Below are 17,127 nucleotides of genomic sequence, written 5' to 3'. Positions count from 1 at the left end.
GAGTTATTAGTTCAGTTTTACAGTGTCAGTAGACTTGTCAGACAAGTTTACTGAAGTAGTAGCAGCATCAATGGTAGTGTTTGGTGCAGTTACTACGATAGTAGCAGCAGTACGTGAACCACCGGTGATTTCAACTACATCAGTAGCCTTCAGAATCAAGGTTTTGCCTTTAGCCAAAGTACCACTTGCAACAGCTTTAGCAGTTGCAGTTACACCAGCTTCTGGAGTGAAAGTAATGGAGTAAGGTGCATCCAAGTTGCTACGGTTAACCAGAACCAAACGTTGGTTGTAATCACCAAAGGTGGTTACGTATGGAACTTGTACAGTAGTACCGCTACGAGTAATTGTACCCAATGAAGCAGTTTTATTGGTTGGACCGTATGCAGCGTTAGCAATACCTACCAAGTTGGTGCTCAGAGAGTATGCACCAGCGTTGATTGCAGACTTAGCAGTCACAGCAATTGCGTATGCGGTGTTAACAGCAAGAGCCGCAGTGGTGAAACGGCTGTGCTTTCCAGATGGAACGTTGGTAGCTGCGGTATCAGAAGCAGAACCACCGAAAGTCAGGTTGCCAGCTGTAGCAGCAGCGTTCGCGTCAGTAGTGAAGCTCAGGTCACCAGCAACAGTCATAGAAGACTGACCGTCAGCAACATTGATAACTTGGTTCAAAGCAGTCACTGGCGCACCAACAGCAGTCAATGATCCTGCGGTCAACTTGAACTCAACAGTACCCAGTTGAGCTGTCGCTGAAGCAGGGTTCACGAATGCAGTAAATGCTGGTGTAGTGGTAACGTCAGCAACACGGTCAGTTGCAACTACGGTTGGAACCAACACTTCGGCAACACTGATACCCGCATAGCTGTCAGTTGCCAGAGCACCAGTTTGACCTACAGCGTTTGGAGAAGTGCTGTAGTGAGCGTAGCTGATAGTGGTAGCAGCAGTTGGGCTTACTTGCAGACCAGCCAGAGCCAGTTGAACATCTTGAGTTTGAGTCTGAGCAGTAACAGCAGTAACGTCAAAAATTACATAGTTGTCGCCAACAGCACCACCTTGAGCAACAGTAACGATGTAGTTAGTAGTTACTGTTTGACCTGGCAAAGTCAAATCAGCTGCAACAACGGCAGTCTTGAATTTAGCGTTGGTCAAGTTGAAACGAACAAAAGCATGAGAACCAGCAGATACACCGAATCCGAGGTCAGCAACGGTGTTCAACTCAGTACCAGCAGCGGTCAATTGAACCATACCATCAGTAACTTGACCGGTAGTGATAGCTTCTTTTGCATACACAACAGCACCTGCACCAGCACCACCAGTACCACCGGTCATGTCGATAACAGCGAATGCTGGAGCTGACATAGCAGCAGCGATAGCTACTCCTAAAATTTTCTTGGAAACCATATGGTTTAACTCCTATTTCATGAATTTATAATCAACGTTGATTTGATTGGTCTTGGGTCCTTGGGTCTGCAAGAGCAATCCCACGATTTAAAGACCGCCCAAGAATATACCGCTTCAAACCTATAGATCAAGCCTAAGTTATTAAAAGCCAACCCTTTTGCGTGGTTTTGGATTTAAATCACGCCGGTTTTGATTAGAGCTTAATCATTCTGAACAGCTTCTGAACCAGATTCACCCCAAACTTCGGGGTTTTGAAAAGACTGCTGGATGCTTTTAGTAACCGCTTGCCCCTCTGCAGGACTGTCGATGACGTAAGGAATGATCATCACCATCAGCTCTGTTCGCGCTGATGAGTTATTGTCTGCGCTCAGAAGTTTGCCAATTATAGGCAATTTTCCAAACCATGGAACCCCTACATTTCCCAATGAGTTAGAGCTGGAAATTAAACCACCGAGTAAGATTGAACCGCCGTCTTGCAGGGTGACGGTGGTTTGGATTTTACGATTAAAAATACTGGGGGAATCGATACCACTACTCTCGTTGGGTTGCGCTTCACTCAGCTCTTGATCGATCTCTATATCTACATGACCAGAGGCATGGACAATAGGTGCTACCGTCAAACGTACACCGGTTTTGCGGTTGGTAATACTTGGCGGAACGACCAAGCCGCCGGTAGTAACACCGCTGGATGAGCCTAGCGTTGGAATCTCTGTGCCTACATCTATAGTGGCTTGTTGGCCGCTCTTGACCATCAAGCGCGGGCGAGAGCGGATTTCTGCACGCTTGTTTTCATAGAACAGGTTTAACAATGCACGGGTTTCCCCTGCGTTATCTAAAGTTGCACTTAGCCCTGCGGAGCCAACCCCCAAACCACCCAGAGTACCAAAGGTGGTGCTGTAGAGTTTTCCGCCTACCCTTTGCGAGCCTTTGGCGACAAACTCAAAACCGGTTTGTTCTTTGTCATTCAGGGTAACTTCTGCCAGCAACACTTCGATCAATACAGATGGTGCCGCTTTGTCCAAAGTCTGGATTACAGGCAGCATGTCTAACCATGCCTGACCACTGCCTTTGAAAATAATGGTGTTGCGGTTGGTATCCACCACAAAGCTGCCGCCATTTACTCTGGCAGTTGCGGACTGAGCACCTGAACCCTGCCCCATAGAGGTTGAGGTAGTGGTGACATCGGACACTGCCGAACCGCTAGAGGCCGAATCCAATCCACCGCTACGGCTGGTGGAGCCAGATGAGCCACCTTCGAAACTATTAAGTAGATCAACAATATGGGAGGCCTCTGTATTACGCACCTCGTAAGTGAAAATGCCTTGATCGATACTCATTTGTTGGCGGCGATCCAATACATCCACCCATTCGCGCACATGGTTAATGATTTGCTGGGAGGCGGCAAATACGATCAGCTGGTTGGTTCCCTCCAGCGGAATCAGGATAATAGAACCAATTTGGGATTTGATTTGGGCATCGTAACCCTCAGCATTCAAAACCTCTTTAAGGTTTCTGCTGAGCGCATCCACTTTCACAAAAGCGGGTTCGATACTGGCCGAAAATTTACCGCGCATCATGGGCTGATCCAGCACCTCGATAATTGATAAGGCTTGATTAACCAGATCTGGTTTACCTTTTAACAACACCGCATTGCGCATTGCGTCTTCATTAACCTGAATATCTTTTCCCGTCAGGGCATCTCGAACCCACCCGGCAACCCGGGAGTTAGTGACTGCTTTTAAAGGCACAAACATAAACACAGGGCGGTGGGATTGAGGCACTTCCGGAAGGGCGCGGCCACTGACTAATAAAGGTGTCTCACCGGCAGTGATGTTTTTATCTATCGCAAAATTGAGTACATCGCCTTGTTGCGACACGGCAACACCGTAGGTATTCAAGGTACGCAGGGCTATACGGAATAATTCCGCTGGAGGAACTGCCTCTATTAAACGCAGGGTGACGAGATCTTCTTGTTTCTCGATTTGTGGATCCAGGGTAAACGACAAACCCAGTTGCTCACCAAAGACTTCATTAATGAACACTGGTAACGGCATATTGTGATAATTGCCGGCGATGGGCGAGCCTTTGAGATCTAGCGCTAGCTCCTGCGCTTGGGCATCGGCCACTGTACTGCCGATAGTTACCGATGGGCCGGATTTGATTTTGGTCTGGGGTACTTGTTGCTGTTGCGTCTGGGGCTGGCTTGCTGATGATGAGAATTCTTTGGGTTCACGCACTGGCTCCAGACGTATTAATTCCTGCCCGCGCTCTGTTTGGGTGGGTTTATGCCAGACACTACTGCAACTGGTCAGCGCCATAAGTACGCTGATAGAGGCAAGTGTTTTTATACTGGTATTAACAACAGAACTGGCTTTTACGCTGAACATGTATGGAATTCCCGGCTGACATAGAGTGACGCTAATTGGGCGGGTAGTTTGATTAACTAAGTGACGGTGCGCAAGGTTTTGTGTACGCGCCATCGTCACTCCCGCTCGCGGGAGTCCAGCTTTTTGGGTTTAAGGCCTATGGATCTCCCCGCGAGTGGGGATGACGACTCCCTACTGATGCGAATCTACCCACGCGGGGATGACGACTTCCCGCTGATGCGGATCTACCCACGCGGGAATGACGATTTGCGATTAGTTTGCTTTAGGCTGATACATTTTGAGGGTGCGGGTTTCATCGCCCATACGGACTTGCACCTGATTGGTTTCAATTGTTGTTACTTGCCAGTCACCTACCAATTTATCGCCTTCCTTAAATTGCAGCACGGAGGATTTTCCTGTGGCAGCGGAGGCAATGATCGGCACAAACAGAGCGTAGCGTGTATCGCCTTTGGTGACCAAGCCGGTCAGGCGCAAGCTTTCCGGTTTACCTTCCAGTGCTTTTGCTGGATCTTCCACTGGCTTGGCTTGTTGCATTCCCGCCTCTGAAAACCAGCGCGGTTTTTCTGCAACGGTGACGTAAAGCCCCATTGCATCTTCTGTTTTGGGTAATTGAGATGCTTGCCAGTCGTTATCCGCCGCTGGGGATTGATCGCCCAAACCCAGCATTACCCACAACATACCCAGTACAAATGCGAGGCCTGCCAATTTAGCGGCAAGTGTATAGACAATTTGCTCATGCGCCGGGAGCTGGGCAAAACGTTGCAACAGGCTCATTTTTGGGCTCCGTTTTCTGTGCTGGTCTCATTTTCTGCACTACTGAAATACGCAGTCACCAGCATATTAAATTGGCCGGAACGTTGGGCACTGTAAGAAAAGCGCTCAACCAGCAAAGCCTGTGGATGCTCTGCCATGGCGCGCATCAGGTTATCGATTTGCATAACACTCAACACGGCTGATACATCGGCACTTACCTTGAACATATTTTCCCCGCCGATCACCACCGTTTCTGTGGGTGCCAGACGCAAGCGCAAGCCATCGCCATTGTGGTTATTGATCAGGTTGCGCAGATAGTTTTGTAGGTCTGCCTCGGCCAAGCCAATCGTTTTGGCTTTCCAAACACGATTTTGTAATTGGGATGACACGGCTTGTTCAGCTGCCCAGCGATCCGGCCATTCGGTTTGGGATTCCAACTGTTCCAGTTTCGTCGCGGTGCGTTGTAGCTGGCTTATCTCTTGCTGCTGTTCTGCGCGCCACTCGCCCAGGCTCAGTGCGAAATACATCAGGAAGATATAAAGGATGCCCCAAAGCATCCAACGCAGGCGAGGATTAGCGGCAGTTTGTTGTTGCAGCTGTAGCCAGTGAGGTAACAGCGCCTTGTGCAGATTACTCAGCATCGGTTTGCCCCTCTGATGGCTCACCTTGCAAGCTAAACAACACACGTGTTTGCTCGGGCGTGAGGCCCGGTTCAACCCGGACATCGGTAAATACCGGATTAGCCGCACAGGATTCAATTAATGCCCGCGTATCCAGTCCCTCTTTTTGCAGCAGCAATACCAACTGGCCGCGCTGGTATTGCCAATCCAGAATGGCGAAATCGAAATCGGCCAAGCACTGGTGGATTTGCGCAGACAAAAATAATGGTGATGGCGCAGACACTAATTGGCCGATAGCTTGATTAAATTCCTGCTGGCGTAACGCGCCATCGCGCTGATTGACCAGGTCCATCATGGCTTCATTTTTTTCAGCAACTTGCGCAGCAAGCCAGGACGATTTTATTTGGGTACCAAGCCCCAAACCCAACTCCAGAAACACCCAGGCGACCAACACACCGGCAATCAGTTTGGTGGCGATTTTTTCATTGGTTAAGGTTTCTTTTGTCCAAAAGGGTTTTTCATTCCAGGGGCGATCCATAAGCGCTACTTCAAGATCCACCCAATTAGCCTCAGCCGTATTCTTGCCGCACTGGCGGACAAAATCAGCTAAGGTTCGTGTATCCGGTTTGATAGGCAACCAACGGGTATAGCGCAATTCGCCCTCAACCCAATATTGCATATCCCATCCATTCAGACAGGCCTGTAGATAAAACCCTTCCTGCTGGGGAGCTCTTAATAGTGGCTCAGGCAAAACTGCTTGGGGCAGGTGTGGATTTGCTATGCGATGCTGTGCGATTAACGCAGCATCCCAAAACCAGACTTGTGCTGCGTTATCTTCCTGGATTATCCAGCTTGCCGGGTTGGAAAAAGGGCTGACTTGTTGGATGCGCTGTTGGATCACATTCGCACGCAGGCTTTTAGGTACATTCGCTAAAGCGATATATATATAGAAGAGATATTGGCGCGGCAGGATTACGCGTGCTGAATCCATTTGGATTGGATTGGCAGCCGACAACTCATTTAAGGGTAGAGCGCCCTCAGCGGTTATCACCCAAGGCGTGACCAAAGAGACTGGTTTGCTCAAGCGCCATTGCCGGGGGAGAAAGTTCGTTATTTTCATTAACACGCTGGACACTATACCGGTAGTTGATTTGCCAAGGGCCAAATATGCCGTTGGGCGTCAATTGTAGGCTAATCACTTCGGCTTGTCCCCCCCTCCCCCAAAAGCGCAAACGGTATTCATTGGATGGAAAAAAACGGTATTTTTCCTCTTCCAGATTCATCGGCAAACCAGTGCGGGCGACAAAATCCTCTACTGTGCGGAATGGATTAGTCACTCGCTCTTGCATCAAGAGATTGGCTGTCTCCTCGTTTAATCCCAAATATCCCATGAGTAAGCTTTTTGGCAGGACATTCAAATTCATAACCGAATCGCGGCGCGCACTCAACCATTCCTGCCAACGAAATTGCGGATGCGACTCCAGCCATTGCTGCCAGCCCAACACACGATAAAGCTCCGATTCGGAGCGCAAATAGTCATTAGTGGGCAGCGCCAAGCCTGCGCGTAAATAATCCTCTTTCTCTGCGCCGGAAAGCCTGACCTGCTCATTCAAGTCGATATAGTCTTGCAGTCGGCTGATTAATTGCGCACGAGTTACAGGGTTCGGCTCAACTTTTTCAATCATGTTCACCAAGTCATAAGGCTCTGGCACATTGATAGCGATTAACCCCGAGAGATCCTGAATACTAAAAAAGCTATCGCCAAGCCCTTTATAGTCGGTGCCATCCAATAGCATTTCATCGCCCACGGGGTCAGTAATCAGCAGTCCATCTTCTGTTATGTAAGCCGATTCATCCTGTAGCGCAAAGGTTAAACCCGAGCGGGTCATGCGTGAGCCAGCGAGGAGATACAGCACCGTTTGCGATGTTGAATACGCATCCAATTGCTGCTGTAGATTGGCTTTAGCTTGGGTAGCCAATTGCAGTTTGTTTTGCACATAGGCATGAAAAATACCGACAGCGATAAACATGATCGCCAGTACCCACAGGGTGGCAGCAAGGATAAACCCCTGCTGGCGCTGCAAGGGTTTAATCGCGGCCATACATCACCTCATCCATAGTGACTTCAGCACGCAGGCGCATGGTGTTCACAGCAACATAGTTGAAGACTTCATCGCCGCGGCTCACCACCAAGCGGACGGCTTTGGGGAGTGGCTGTATTTCCCTTTTTTCCTCTGGCCAACGAGGTAACCACTGACCTTGTTCACTTAGATATTCAAAGTACCCGCTGGCACCAGGCCAACGCTGTACTGGAAACTGCTGGCCAGCTTCCCGATAAGCCAGCTGCAACTCACCGCCGTTGTCGAGCAATTCCCAGACAATCAAGGTTTTTATCCCCTGCTGCGCCAGTAAAGGCTGATAACTATAAGTACTTAATTGGTTGGCATCGCCCTGCAAACCCCTGTCTTTAGGGCGCATAGCAATTGGTGTTTGCAAGCTTCCGGTAAACCAGCGATAGGCGAATGCCTGCTGGTAAGCATTACTCTGTTTACTCACCACCCGCTGGTAAACACCCAGAGTGTAGCCAAACCCCTGCACAATCAAAGTGACTACCATGGCGACAATAATCATCACCACTAACATTTCAATCAGCGTAAACGCACGTTGTTTATGGAGGCGATTAGAAGTCATCATCGCCCTCAATTTTGAATTCGCGCGCTTGGTGATAAACGGTTTGCCGATATTGATAGCTAGTAGCCAAGCGGTTCTCTTTGAATAGATCCAACGTCAGGTTGTACAAGCCTAAATCGTAGAGGCCGATAGCACCTTGCGGGGTGCGCCCTTGCCGCCAGGGCTCCACTAATTCCGCACGCCACTGCACATCGTAGCCCGCGACATTAAACGAGCCCTCGGTTTCGCTGCGCAAATCCACCAATTTCAGACGTTCGATAGCCGAATTCACCACAAATTCTGATTCTGCCACCACGGCGACGCGATTGAGGGAGATGAGATTGGTATTGATCCAACTGTAAATACCCATCGCCGCCATGGAGAAAATCACCAGTGCGACCATGGCCTCGACCAGCGTAAAACCGCGAGAGGATTTGGGTATTGTTGCGCGCTGCCTGGTCATTGTTCACGCGGCTCGCAGTAAGGCGGGTCTAGCTGTAAGCGGCGGGTGATGCCGTTGAGCTCGACATCCATTTGACCACCCAGACAAACACCATTCGGTTGATAAGTGATGGGTTGTTTGAGATGCAGCTTGAGCTGGCCATCCAGCTGCAAACCTTCGTTGCGCAAGACTTGCAGCGCATCTTCTGGTTTGAGGGTGATGGTTTGCTGGCGGGTATAGGCTTTTAACGGGAGCGATGAAAGTAGCTGCGCGACGCGCTCCTGATCGGACTTATCTTGAAATTGCTCATAAATGGCAGGCAAGCGCGGCAGCACCAGCGCGCTGGTGAGCCCGAGAATCATCAGTACCACCAACAATTCGATAAGGGTAAATCCGGCGCGCGGGTTCATAGGGTTTCTGCTGTTGGGATTTCTACTGGCGAGAAAAAGGATTATTTGGTCGCCAAACCTATGTCGGCATCCAGACCTTCACCGCCGGGTTTGGCATCGGCACCCAATGAATAGAGGGTGAAATCCTGCAGGCCATTTTTTTCGCGACGATATTGGTAGGCAGTTCCCCATGGATCGAGCGGAATTTCTTCATCCAGATAAGGCCCTTTCCAGTTTTGCTGGGCGCGCGCGCTGTCGGGCGAGCGGATAATCGCGCCCAAGCCCTCTTGGGTGCTGGGGTATTCGCCCATATCCAGGCGATAGGTTTGCAACGCCGATTTCAGCAATTTGAGCTGGGTTTCCACGGTTTTGACTTTGGCGCTATCGACCTTGCCAAACATTTTGGGGCCGACGAGACCCGCCAGCAGACCAAGGATAACCAGTACCACCAAGAGTTCGATCATGGTGAAGCCGCGTTGGCGAGTGTGTGTATTACGCATAACGTCTCTCTTAAAAATGTTCATGGTTAATCCCCCAGCCCCTTTTAAAAAGGGCTAGGGGATTTCTTAAATAGCTACGTCGTTAACGCTGGTGATCGCCTGGATTAACCCCAGAATAATCACCCCCACGGCAATCCCGATAAACACAATCGCCAAGGGTTCGATTAACAACAACAAGCGTTTCATCCGGTTTTTGCCGGAGTTTTCATAAATTTTGGCGACGGCTTGCAGCATCTCGGCAAGACGGCCGGTTTTTTCGCCCGCGCGGATCAGGTTGTAGGCGGTGGCATTCAGGATTTGGTTGTCCTGCAACGCCTTGGACAAACTGCCGCCGGATTGCACGGCATTCAACGCCGCCAGCAGAGCTTTGTTGCGGCGCGAATTTTTGACGCTGGCGCGCGCCAAATCCAATGCCCGCGTGAGTTCAATGTGGCTGGAGAGCATGGCACTCATGACCGATGACCAGCGGGCGATATCGGATTCGGCCAGCCAGCGACCAAACACTGGCAGGCCGGACATTTTATCCAACAGTGTCTGGCGCACTTCGGGTTTTGCAAACTGCATCGCCAACATTGCACCCAGCACCACGACCGCTGCCGCAACCCAATAGAAGTTTTCATTGAGCCACAAGCCCGTCGATAGCACTGCCGTCGCCAGCATCGGCAACTCTTGCTTGCCATCCATCAAATTGGCGAACTTTGGGACTACAAAAATAAAGATAAGTGCCACAGCGCTGATACCGGTGAGCACCAATACCGCCGGGTAAATCAGCGCATTGCGCAGTTCATTGACCACCGACAGGTCATATTCCATTTGCTCCACACCGCGGCGCATGGTCTGCCCCAACTGCCCGGATGCTTCGCCCGCCTCAACCAATTGAATGAAATACGGCGGTAATTTTAGATCTGCCGCACGTAGCGCCTGCCCAAAACTGGCTCCTCGTTGAAGCTGCTCTGACGCTGAGCGATAAAATTTGCGCAGCTGCGGGTGGGAATCCGCCTCCTGCAGCGACTGCAGGGCTTCGGCAATGGAAACGCCCGATTCGAGCATGGTGGTCAACTCGAACAGGGAGACGGTAATTTCCTCACGCCCGAGTTTTTTGCGGATATTCCCTGAGGACTCCTCATGGGGTGCCACCGTCAGGGGTTGCAGGTTTTTCTCGCGGATCAGGCGCGCAGCTTCGCGTTCGTCAGTGGCTTCGATAACACCGCTGATCACCGATTGCTGCTGGTCGAGGGCTTTGTAACTAAATTGCATGGCCGCTACTCGGAATCCGCATCAATATTGGTTGCCCGCATGACTTCTTCTACCGTGGTCAGGCCTTTGGCGGCTTTGATCAAGCCGTCCTGATACATGGATCTATGGCCTTGCCTGCGCGCCAGTTTGCGCATTTCGGTCACTGGCGTGTTGGCGATAATCATGTCGTGCAGCTCCGGCGAAATCGGGACTATCTCGTACACCCCCATACGGCCGGAGTAGCCAGTGTGGTTACAGGCGGCGCAACCGACAGCTTCCATCCAGATCGGTACAAAATGCTCGCCAAGAAAGCCGCGCTCAAGCTTGGCAAATTCGGCACTGATCGATTCCGGAACCTGCGTTGGTTTGGCGCAGTGTTTACAGACTTTGCGCACCAAGCGCTGGGCTTGTACGGCCTTGATAGGCGCAGCCACCAGAAATGGCTCAACGCCCATATCGATCAAACGAGTGAACGCGGAAAGCGAATCGTTGGTGTGCAAAGTGGATAACACCAGGTGGCCGGTGAGTGCTGACTGGATCGCAATTTGCGCGGTTTCCAGATCGCGGATCTCACCCACCATGATCACATCCGGGTCCTGACGCAAGAACGCGCGCAGGGCTTTGGCAAAGGTGTAGCCAATTTCGGCATGAGCTTGTACCTGGGTGATGCCCGGCAACTGGTATTCGACCGGATCTTCCACAGTGAGGATTTTGCGTGTGCCGTCAGTCGCTTCCTGCAGGGCAGCGTAGAGCGTGGTGGATTTACCGGAACCGGTCGGCCCGGTTACCAATACAATCCCGTTCGCTTCCTGCATCAGCGAGCCCACCAGATCCAGATGGTCCTGCTCCAATCCCAAGGTAGCAAGCGACAGCTCTTTGCGATCTTTAGGCAACAGACGCATAACGATGGATTCACCGTGCACACCGGGCAAAGTAGACACGCGCACATCCATCTCGCGGCCGTTGACGCGGGTGGTGATACGGCCATCTTGCGGCAGGCGGCGCTCGGCGATATCAATTTCCGAAATAAGCTTTACCCGCGAGGCCACCGCCGGGTAGCGGTCAATCGGCTGCTCCAGATGAGTTTGCAATACACCATCCACACGCAAGCGCACGCGGAAGACTTCTTCCTGCGGATCAAGGTGGATATCCGAGGCGTTAAAGGCCACGGCTTTGGAGAAAATGTTGTTTACCAACTCGACTACCGGTGCTTCTTCTGCAAGTTCGCGCAGGCCTTTGGTTTCGCTGCCTTCCGAGAAAAAGCGCTCGGCATTGAGCTCTTTGCGCAAATAATCGATCAGGATGTCCAGACTGTGGCTGGATAACAGGCAAGGCTGAATGGCGAATTCCGGATAGTGATAGGCGAGTACATCGCGCACAAACGGGGAAAGCGGATCGCGACCGGTGTAATGCAATTGCTGTTCGGCCGGGCTCCAGATCAATACGCGGTTATCGATACACCAATTGATGTCCAAGCGGGACTGCTGGATAAAACTGTAGAGCGCGCTGGCATCGGGCAAACCCTTACCGGATTGCACCACCGGAATTTCCAGTTGCTGCGACAAGACTTCAAGCAACTGCTCCTCGGCGATTGCGCCCATACGCACCAAACCGGCACCAATACGCCCACCCACCGACTGCTGTAATTGCAGGGCTTTTTTGATGTCGTCGGGCTGAACCAGTCCGCGCTCGATGAGCATTTCGCCAATCAGTTTATCCACGTTTCAACTTCACTCTTGTCTTTGCACTTACGGCATAAATGGCTTGGCATACTACTGCAAAATGCGCCACTTGCCCATGCAGCCTGCGGATGCAGTCCGTCCGCACATCCGCTATGCTCGCGGACTTTTACCCAAGCGGATATCACTGTGGCACCTCCCATCTCCACCATCATCGTCAATTACAACGCCGGGCCGGGTTTAGTGGCCTGCATCCGGTCTGTTATCGATCAGGTGAGCGACGTGGTTCTGGTGGATAACGCCTCACGCGATAACAGCATCGCATTGGTTGAAGCGCAGTTTGCGGGCGATGCGCGCGTGCGGATTATCCGCAATACCGCCAACCTCGGTTTTGCCGCAGCCTGCAATATAGGTGCACGCGCAGCGCAGCACCCTTACTGGTTTTTCCTCAACCCCGATTGCATTTGTGGCAACAACAGCGTTGCCGAACTCTTTGAGGAGCTCACCCGTAATCCCAAGGCAGGCATGGTGGGCGGTTTGTTATTGAACCCCGATGGCAGCGAACAAGCCGGCGGCCGCCGTTTGACACCGACCCCAAGCCGCACGCTGGTACGCGCATTTGGTTTGCAAGCGCTCGCCAAGCGCTGGCCATCGCTGTTGGTGGATTTTAACCTGCACCAGCAACCACTGCCCGACAGCCCTATCACCGTCGAGGCGATTTCCGGCGCATGCATGCTGGTTAAACCCGAGGCAATTGCGCAGGTCGGTCTGTGGGATGTAGGGTATTTTTTGCACTGTGAAGATCTGGATTGGTGCATGCGCTTTATCCGCGCCGGCTGGGACATTCTCTTTGTGCCTTCAGCACCCATCACCCACGATCAAGGCACTTGCAGCAAATCGCGCCCACTGTTTGTGGAATGGCACAAGCACAAAGGCATGAGCCGTTTTTATCTTAAATTTTTTCACACCGCTCCTGCGCTGCCACTACTGGCGTTGGTGTTAGTTGCCATCTGGGCACGATTTGCGCTGATCGCACTGCGCAGCCTTATTCGCAGGCGTTGATGGCAGAGCCTTGCTGGACAATTCCCTCATTTCATCAATACTTGAAAGGCTTTCTTTACGTTCGGGTTAACCGGTTGCGACATCACGCTCACCATGAATGACAAGAGTTTTAACTCCGCGCTGTTAGTAGCCATCCTGCTCACGCTGGTAGCGGTGTTTGCGCAACAATTTTTTCCGCAAAAGCGCTTTACCGTCTGGCCCAACTCAGACATCAATGTATATTTTTACTCTTCTGCGCAGGGCAACAGTGCGGGTGATAATGCGCCAGCAGCGTTTTGGCTCGATCAAGACCAGAGTATCTGGCGCTGCAATTACCCTCATATCACCAACAGCGACTATTTTGCTTGCAGTTTTAACGCGCTGTTTGAAAAAGCACTCGATACCGGCATCGATCTTTCCGGTTACACACATTTGAACCTGAAACTCCGCTACACCGGCAGTGCGCACCGGTTGCGCGTGTATATCCGCAATTTTGATCCGGCGTATTCCAACACCCAAGATGCTAACAGCACCAAATTCAACTACATCAATCTTCACACCGGCGATCTGGAAAATGAATTACACATAGGCTTGGATGAATTTTCTGTTGCTGACTGGTGGTTAACGGATTACGACATACCGCGCGAGTTATCGCGCCCGGATATGCACAATGCAATGACATTGGGTATCGATTATGTCGAAGGCATGGAACCGGGCAACCACGACATGCAAATTGAAAAAATCGAATTTGCAGGCGAGTGGATTTCTGCCGAACACTGGTATTTGCTCATTCTTTTCTGTTGGATGCTGGGCATTTTTTTCTATGCCATTATCAAGTTGATCCAGCTCAATAAACAAAGCAAGCACGATGTCAGCATCATTCACCAACTCAGCGATAAAAATGCGCGTTTGCAGTTAGAAAAAGATAAATTCCGCCACCTCTCCACGGTGGATGCACTCACACAAACCTATAACCGTTTTGGAATCGACAACATTATTAGTTCGTTAATCAGCCTTCATAAAAATTCCGACAAACGGCGAGCACTGCCTGATTTTGCATTAATGCTGATTGATATAGATCATTTCAAACGGATTAACGATAGGCGCGGGCACGATGCTGGTGACCGGGTCTTAAGAAATATTGCAGCGATTATTAACCAACACATTAATCAACACGATTTTCTGGGGCGTTGGGGCGGCGAAGAATTTATCGTCATCATGCCGGACGCTACCAAAGAAACGGCGTTCATTCTGGCGGAGAAAATTCGGGTATTGATTAATGAAACCCTATTTGAGCAGCACAACCCCTTGTGCGTTACTATTAGTGTTGGCGTGAGCGAAAAACGGGACAATGAGGATTTTGCCACCTGTTTCAAACGGGTAGACAACGCACTCTACGCCGCGAAAACCCAAGGGCGGAATTGTTGCGTGATGGCAACAGATAATTTACCGGTTTAATGCAAGCACGGTTCAATGTAAGTACAGCTAAATGCAGGCACAATAAAAAACCCCGCACTGCGGGGTTTTTTATTGCTTGGGTTGACGACCGTGTTTACAACTTCTCAAATGCATCGGTTAACAAGCAATCGAAGCGGCGCGCATCGTATTCCACCACTTTAGCAACATCGTGCGGTTGGATAATATTTTTTGCCGCCGCATCTTTTGCCAATTCTTCCGTTGTTGCACCGGAAATTTTTCCGCTGTTTTTGGCTTTGAGAAACGCATGCCACACAGGCCCTAATGACAGCAGCAATTGGTAGGTACTTTCTACGCGGCCTGCAGCGTCTTGTGGATCATGGCTCACATACAAATATTGCGCGAGCATTTGACGCACCGGATTTTCTTCCATAATCAAATCACCCAACTCACGAATTAAATTATCGTTGGGTTTATTGACAATATTGCCAAACGGCATAGTCACAAAGCGGATCATTTTGGCGATCCATTTTTGCGGGAAGTTATCAGCAAAATCGCGCAGCGCTTCTTGTGCGATATACAACGCGCGCGTCAATGCATATTCCGCATGGGCATCTTCTGCGCGGGTGCGCGGATGCGCGGAGTGGAATTTTAATATCGCACAGGCGATAAATAATTGGCTGTGCACATCACCCAAACGCGCAGACAAAAGCTCGCGACGTTTTAAATTGCCACCCAAAATACCCAGTGCGATATCCGACATGGATGCCAGCGCAGCGCTCAACAAATTAATGCGTTGATACCAACGTTTACTGAAATCATCGGCATTGGCAGGCACGCTGCTTAAACGGCCACCGAGAATGCCGAGCACTTTGGTGCGCAGCATATTGTTGCAAATGTGGCCCAAATGACTGATGAACAATTTGTCGAACTTCTTCAAACCTTCCGCTGAATCTTCCAGCTGCATGGCTTGCATTTCTTCAAACAAAAACGGATGGCAGCGCATTGCGCCCTGACCAAAAATCATCAGCGAGCGGGTCAAAATGTTTGCGCCTTCTACGGTAATCGCCACGGGCACCGAGTGATAAGAGGCCACCAAAAAGTTGCGTGGGCCTTTCTGGATTGCGCGGCCACCCACAATGTCCATTGAGTGCTCAACTGATTTCCGCATCAATTCAGTTGCATGGTATTTCGCCATCGCGGTCATTACTGACGGCGCACCGGTCTCCAAACCTTTGGTGACCAACTGACGCATCGCCTCCAGTGCATAACCACTCGCGGCAATTTCAGCGGAGGCTTCTTGCACACCTTCAAACTTGCCCACTTCCATATTGAACTGGCGGCGGATGCGCGCGTAGGCACCCACAAGGCGATAGTTCATTTCGCCGCTGGCAGTAGACAGCGCCGGCAATGAAACACCGCGACCGGCACCCAGGCATTCGATCAGCATGCGCCAGCCCTTACCGGCCATGGCTGCGCCACCAATAATCCAATCCAGCGGGATAAATACATCGGTACCGAAAATCGGCCCGTTCATAAACGGCGAGCCGGGGTTATGGCGCAGGCCGATTTCCACACCCGGGTGTTTAGCGGGGATCAGCGCACAGGTAATGCCGTATTCTTTTTTGGATGGATCGCCCAGCAAACCTTCAGGGTCAGACAGCTTGAACGCCAAACCAACCACCGTGGCTACTGGCGCAAGGGTGATCCAGCGCTTGCTGAAAGTGAGCTTGAGGCCGATGACTTCCTGCCCTTCATGCATGCCTTTGCACACAATACCGGTATCGGGAATTGAGCCTGCATCGGAACCCGCCTCTGGGCCAGTCAGGCCAAAACAGGGAATTTCAGTACCATTGGCAAGGCCGGGCAGCCAGCGTTGGCGCTGCTCTTCGGTGCCGTATTTCACCAACAGCTCACCTGGGCCAAGGGAGTTGGGCACCATCGCGGTAACGGCAGCTGTACCGGAGCGGCTGGCAATTTTGCTCATGATGCGGCTTTGCGCATGGGGGCTGAAATCCAGGCCGCCGTATTCTTTGGGGATAATCAGGCCGAAGAATTTTTTATCTTTCAGGTACTGCCACGCCTCGGGCGGCAGGTCTTTCAGATCGTTCTGGATTTTCCACTCATCGAGCAACGAACACAGCTCGTTTACCTCGTTATCCAAAAACGACTGCTCGGCAGCGGTGAGCTGCGGCAGGGCGATTTGCGCGAACTCATCCCAATCGGGTTTACCGCTGAATAATTGCTTTTCCCACCATGTGGTACCGGCTTCCAGTGCATCGCGCTCGGTGGCACTGATGGGCGGCATGGATTTTTTCAACACACCAAAGACGGGCTTGGTGAGTATCGCGCGGCGGATAGGCGCAACATTCAAAATCACCAGTACCAAGGCCAAAGGTACTACCAGCCAGGGCGAGAGCATCGCCGGGGTTACAGCCCCCAAGACCAACCAAGCAACAAGGACGATGGACGAAGCGGCGGCCAACGCCACTTGGCGGTAGGTCAGCAGCGCAACCAAGACCCATATCGCCACGAGAGAAAGCAGTAACATCATGTTGTAGACCTCTGAAAGGTTTTTGTTGTGTGAGTTTCCGTT

General features: G+C 51.2%; 15 protein-coding genes. 2 read left to right on the top strand and 13 right to left on the bottom strand.

The annotated features are described in order from the left end of the window. Positions 1-6: 6 nt before the first annotated feature. The 12 genes from VC28_RS15885 to VC28_RS15830 all read right to left on the bottom strand — a co-directional run bounded on the left by VC28_RS15885 (position 7) and on the right by VC28_RS15830 (position 12,116). Complete coding sequence (locus tag VC28_RS15885) at positions 7-1,398, bottom strand: hypothetical protein (RefSeq protein ID WP_049631508.1); 1,392 nt, start codon at positions 1,396-1,398, stop codon at positions 7-9. 200 nt (positions 1,399-1,598) lie between these two features. Beyond that, complete coding sequence (locus VC28_RS15880) at positions 1,599-3,878, bottom strand: type II secretion system protein D (RefSeq protein WP_082191571.1); 2,280 nt, start codon at positions 3,876-3,878, stop codon at positions 1,599-1,601. Between the two features lie 159 nt (positions 3,879-4,037). Then, positions 4,038-4,559: a hypothetical protein gene (locus VC28_RS15875; RefSeq protein WP_049631506.1), complete on the bottom strand. Its 522-nt coding sequence runs from the start codon at positions 4,557-4,559 to the stop codon at positions 4,038-4,040. After that, positions 4,556-5,179 carry a hypothetical protein gene (locus tag VC28_RS15870; RefSeq protein WP_049631505.1) on the bottom strand — a complete coding sequence of 208 codons (624 nt, stop codon included), beginning with the start codon at positions 5,177-5,179 and terminating at the stop codon, positions 4,556-4,558. Before VC28_RS15870 ends, VC28_RS15875 begins: the two co-directional genes overlap by 4 nt. Beyond that, positions 5,169-6,242, bottom strand: a complete 1,074-nt coding sequence (locus VC28_RS15865) for a hypothetical protein (RefSeq protein ID WP_156184346.1) — start codon at positions 6,240-6,242, stop codon at positions 5,169-5,171. The genes VC28_RS15870 and VC28_RS15865 overlap by 11 nt, the downstream gene beginning before the upstream one ends. Beyond that, positions 6,196-7,260, bottom strand: a complete 1,065-nt coding sequence (locus tag VC28_RS15860; protein ID WP_049631503.1) for a type II secretion system minor pseudopilin — start codon at positions 7,258-7,260, stop codon at positions 6,196-6,198. Before VC28_RS15860 ends, VC28_RS15865 begins: the two co-directional genes overlap by 47 nt. Further along, positions 7,247-7,852 carry a prepilin-type N-terminal cleavage/methylation domain-containing protein gene (locus VC28_RS15855; RefSeq protein WP_082191570.1) on the bottom strand — a complete coding sequence of 202 codons (606 nt, stop codon included), beginning with the start codon at positions 7,850-7,852 and terminating at the stop codon, positions 7,247-7,249. The genes VC28_RS15860 and VC28_RS15855 overlap by 14 nt, the downstream gene beginning before the upstream one ends. Next, positions 7,839-8,291 (bottom strand): PulJ/GspJ family protein, encoded by a 453-nt coding sequence (locus tag VC28_RS15850; RefSeq protein WP_049631501.1) that lies wholly within the window; start codon positions 8,289-8,291, stop codon positions 7,839-7,841. The genes VC28_RS15855 and VC28_RS15850 overlap by 14 nt, the downstream gene beginning before the upstream one ends. Beyond that, positions 8,288-8,680, bottom strand: coding sequence for a pilus assembly FimT family protein (locus VC28_RS15845; protein WP_049631500.1), 393 nt, complete (start codon positions 8,678-8,680; stop codon positions 8,288-8,290). Before VC28_RS15845 ends, VC28_RS15850 begins: the two co-directional genes overlap by 4 nt. Positions 8,681-8,721: 41 nt before the next feature. After that, positions 8,722-9,159, bottom strand: a complete 438-nt coding sequence (gene gspG / locus VC28_RS15840; RefSeq protein ID WP_049631499.1) for a type II secretion system major pseudopilin GspG — start codon at positions 9,157-9,159, stop codon at positions 8,722-8,724. A gap of 66 nt (positions 9,160-9,225) precedes the next feature. Continuing rightward, complete coding sequence (locus tag VC28_RS15835) at positions 9,226-10,416, bottom strand: type II secretion system F family protein (RefSeq protein ID WP_049631498.1); 1,191 nt, start codon at positions 10,414-10,416, stop codon at positions 9,226-9,228. 5 nt (positions 10,417-10,421) lie between these two features. Further along, entirely contained in the window at positions 10,422-12,116 is a 1,695-nt protein-coding gene (locus VC28_RS15830; RefSeq protein WP_049631497.1) for a GspE/PulE family protein, read from the bottom strand. A 147-nt stretch (positions 12,117-12,263) separates the two neighbouring features. Between VC28_RS15830 and VC28_RS15825 the strand changes: the two genes are divergently transcribed. Both VC28_RS15825 and VC28_RS15820 read left to right on the top strand, forming a co-directional pair. After that, positions 12,264-13,136, top strand: a complete 873-nt coding sequence (locus VC28_RS15825) for a glycosyltransferase family 2 protein (protein WP_156184345.1) — start codon at positions 12,264-12,266, stop codon at positions 13,134-13,136. Between the two features lie 93 nt (positions 13,137-13,229). Continuing rightward, positions 13,230-14,573, top strand: a complete 1,344-nt coding sequence (locus tag VC28_RS15820) for a GGDEF domain-containing protein (protein WP_049631496.1) — start codon at positions 13,230-13,232, stop codon at positions 14,571-14,573. Positions 14,574-14,667: 94 nt separating this feature from the next. On the opposite strand, the gene VC28_RS15815 is transcribed toward VC28_RS15820, so the two are convergent. Beyond that, positions 14,668-17,085 (bottom strand): acyl-CoA dehydrogenase, encoded by a 2,418-nt coding sequence (locus VC28_RS15815; RefSeq protein ID WP_231591791.1) that lies wholly within the window; start codon positions 17,083-17,085, stop codon positions 14,668-14,670. Positions 17,086-17,127: the final 42 nt, after the last annotated feature.

It is taken from the genome of Cellvibrio sp. pealriver, from assembly GCF_001183545.1.
Lineage (GTDB): Bacteria > Pseudomonadota > Gammaproteobacteria > Pseudomonadales > Cellvibrionaceae > Cellvibrio.
The sequence above is the reverse complement of the archived record's forward strand: the minus strand, read 5'-3'. Positions and strand labels throughout refer to the sequence as shown.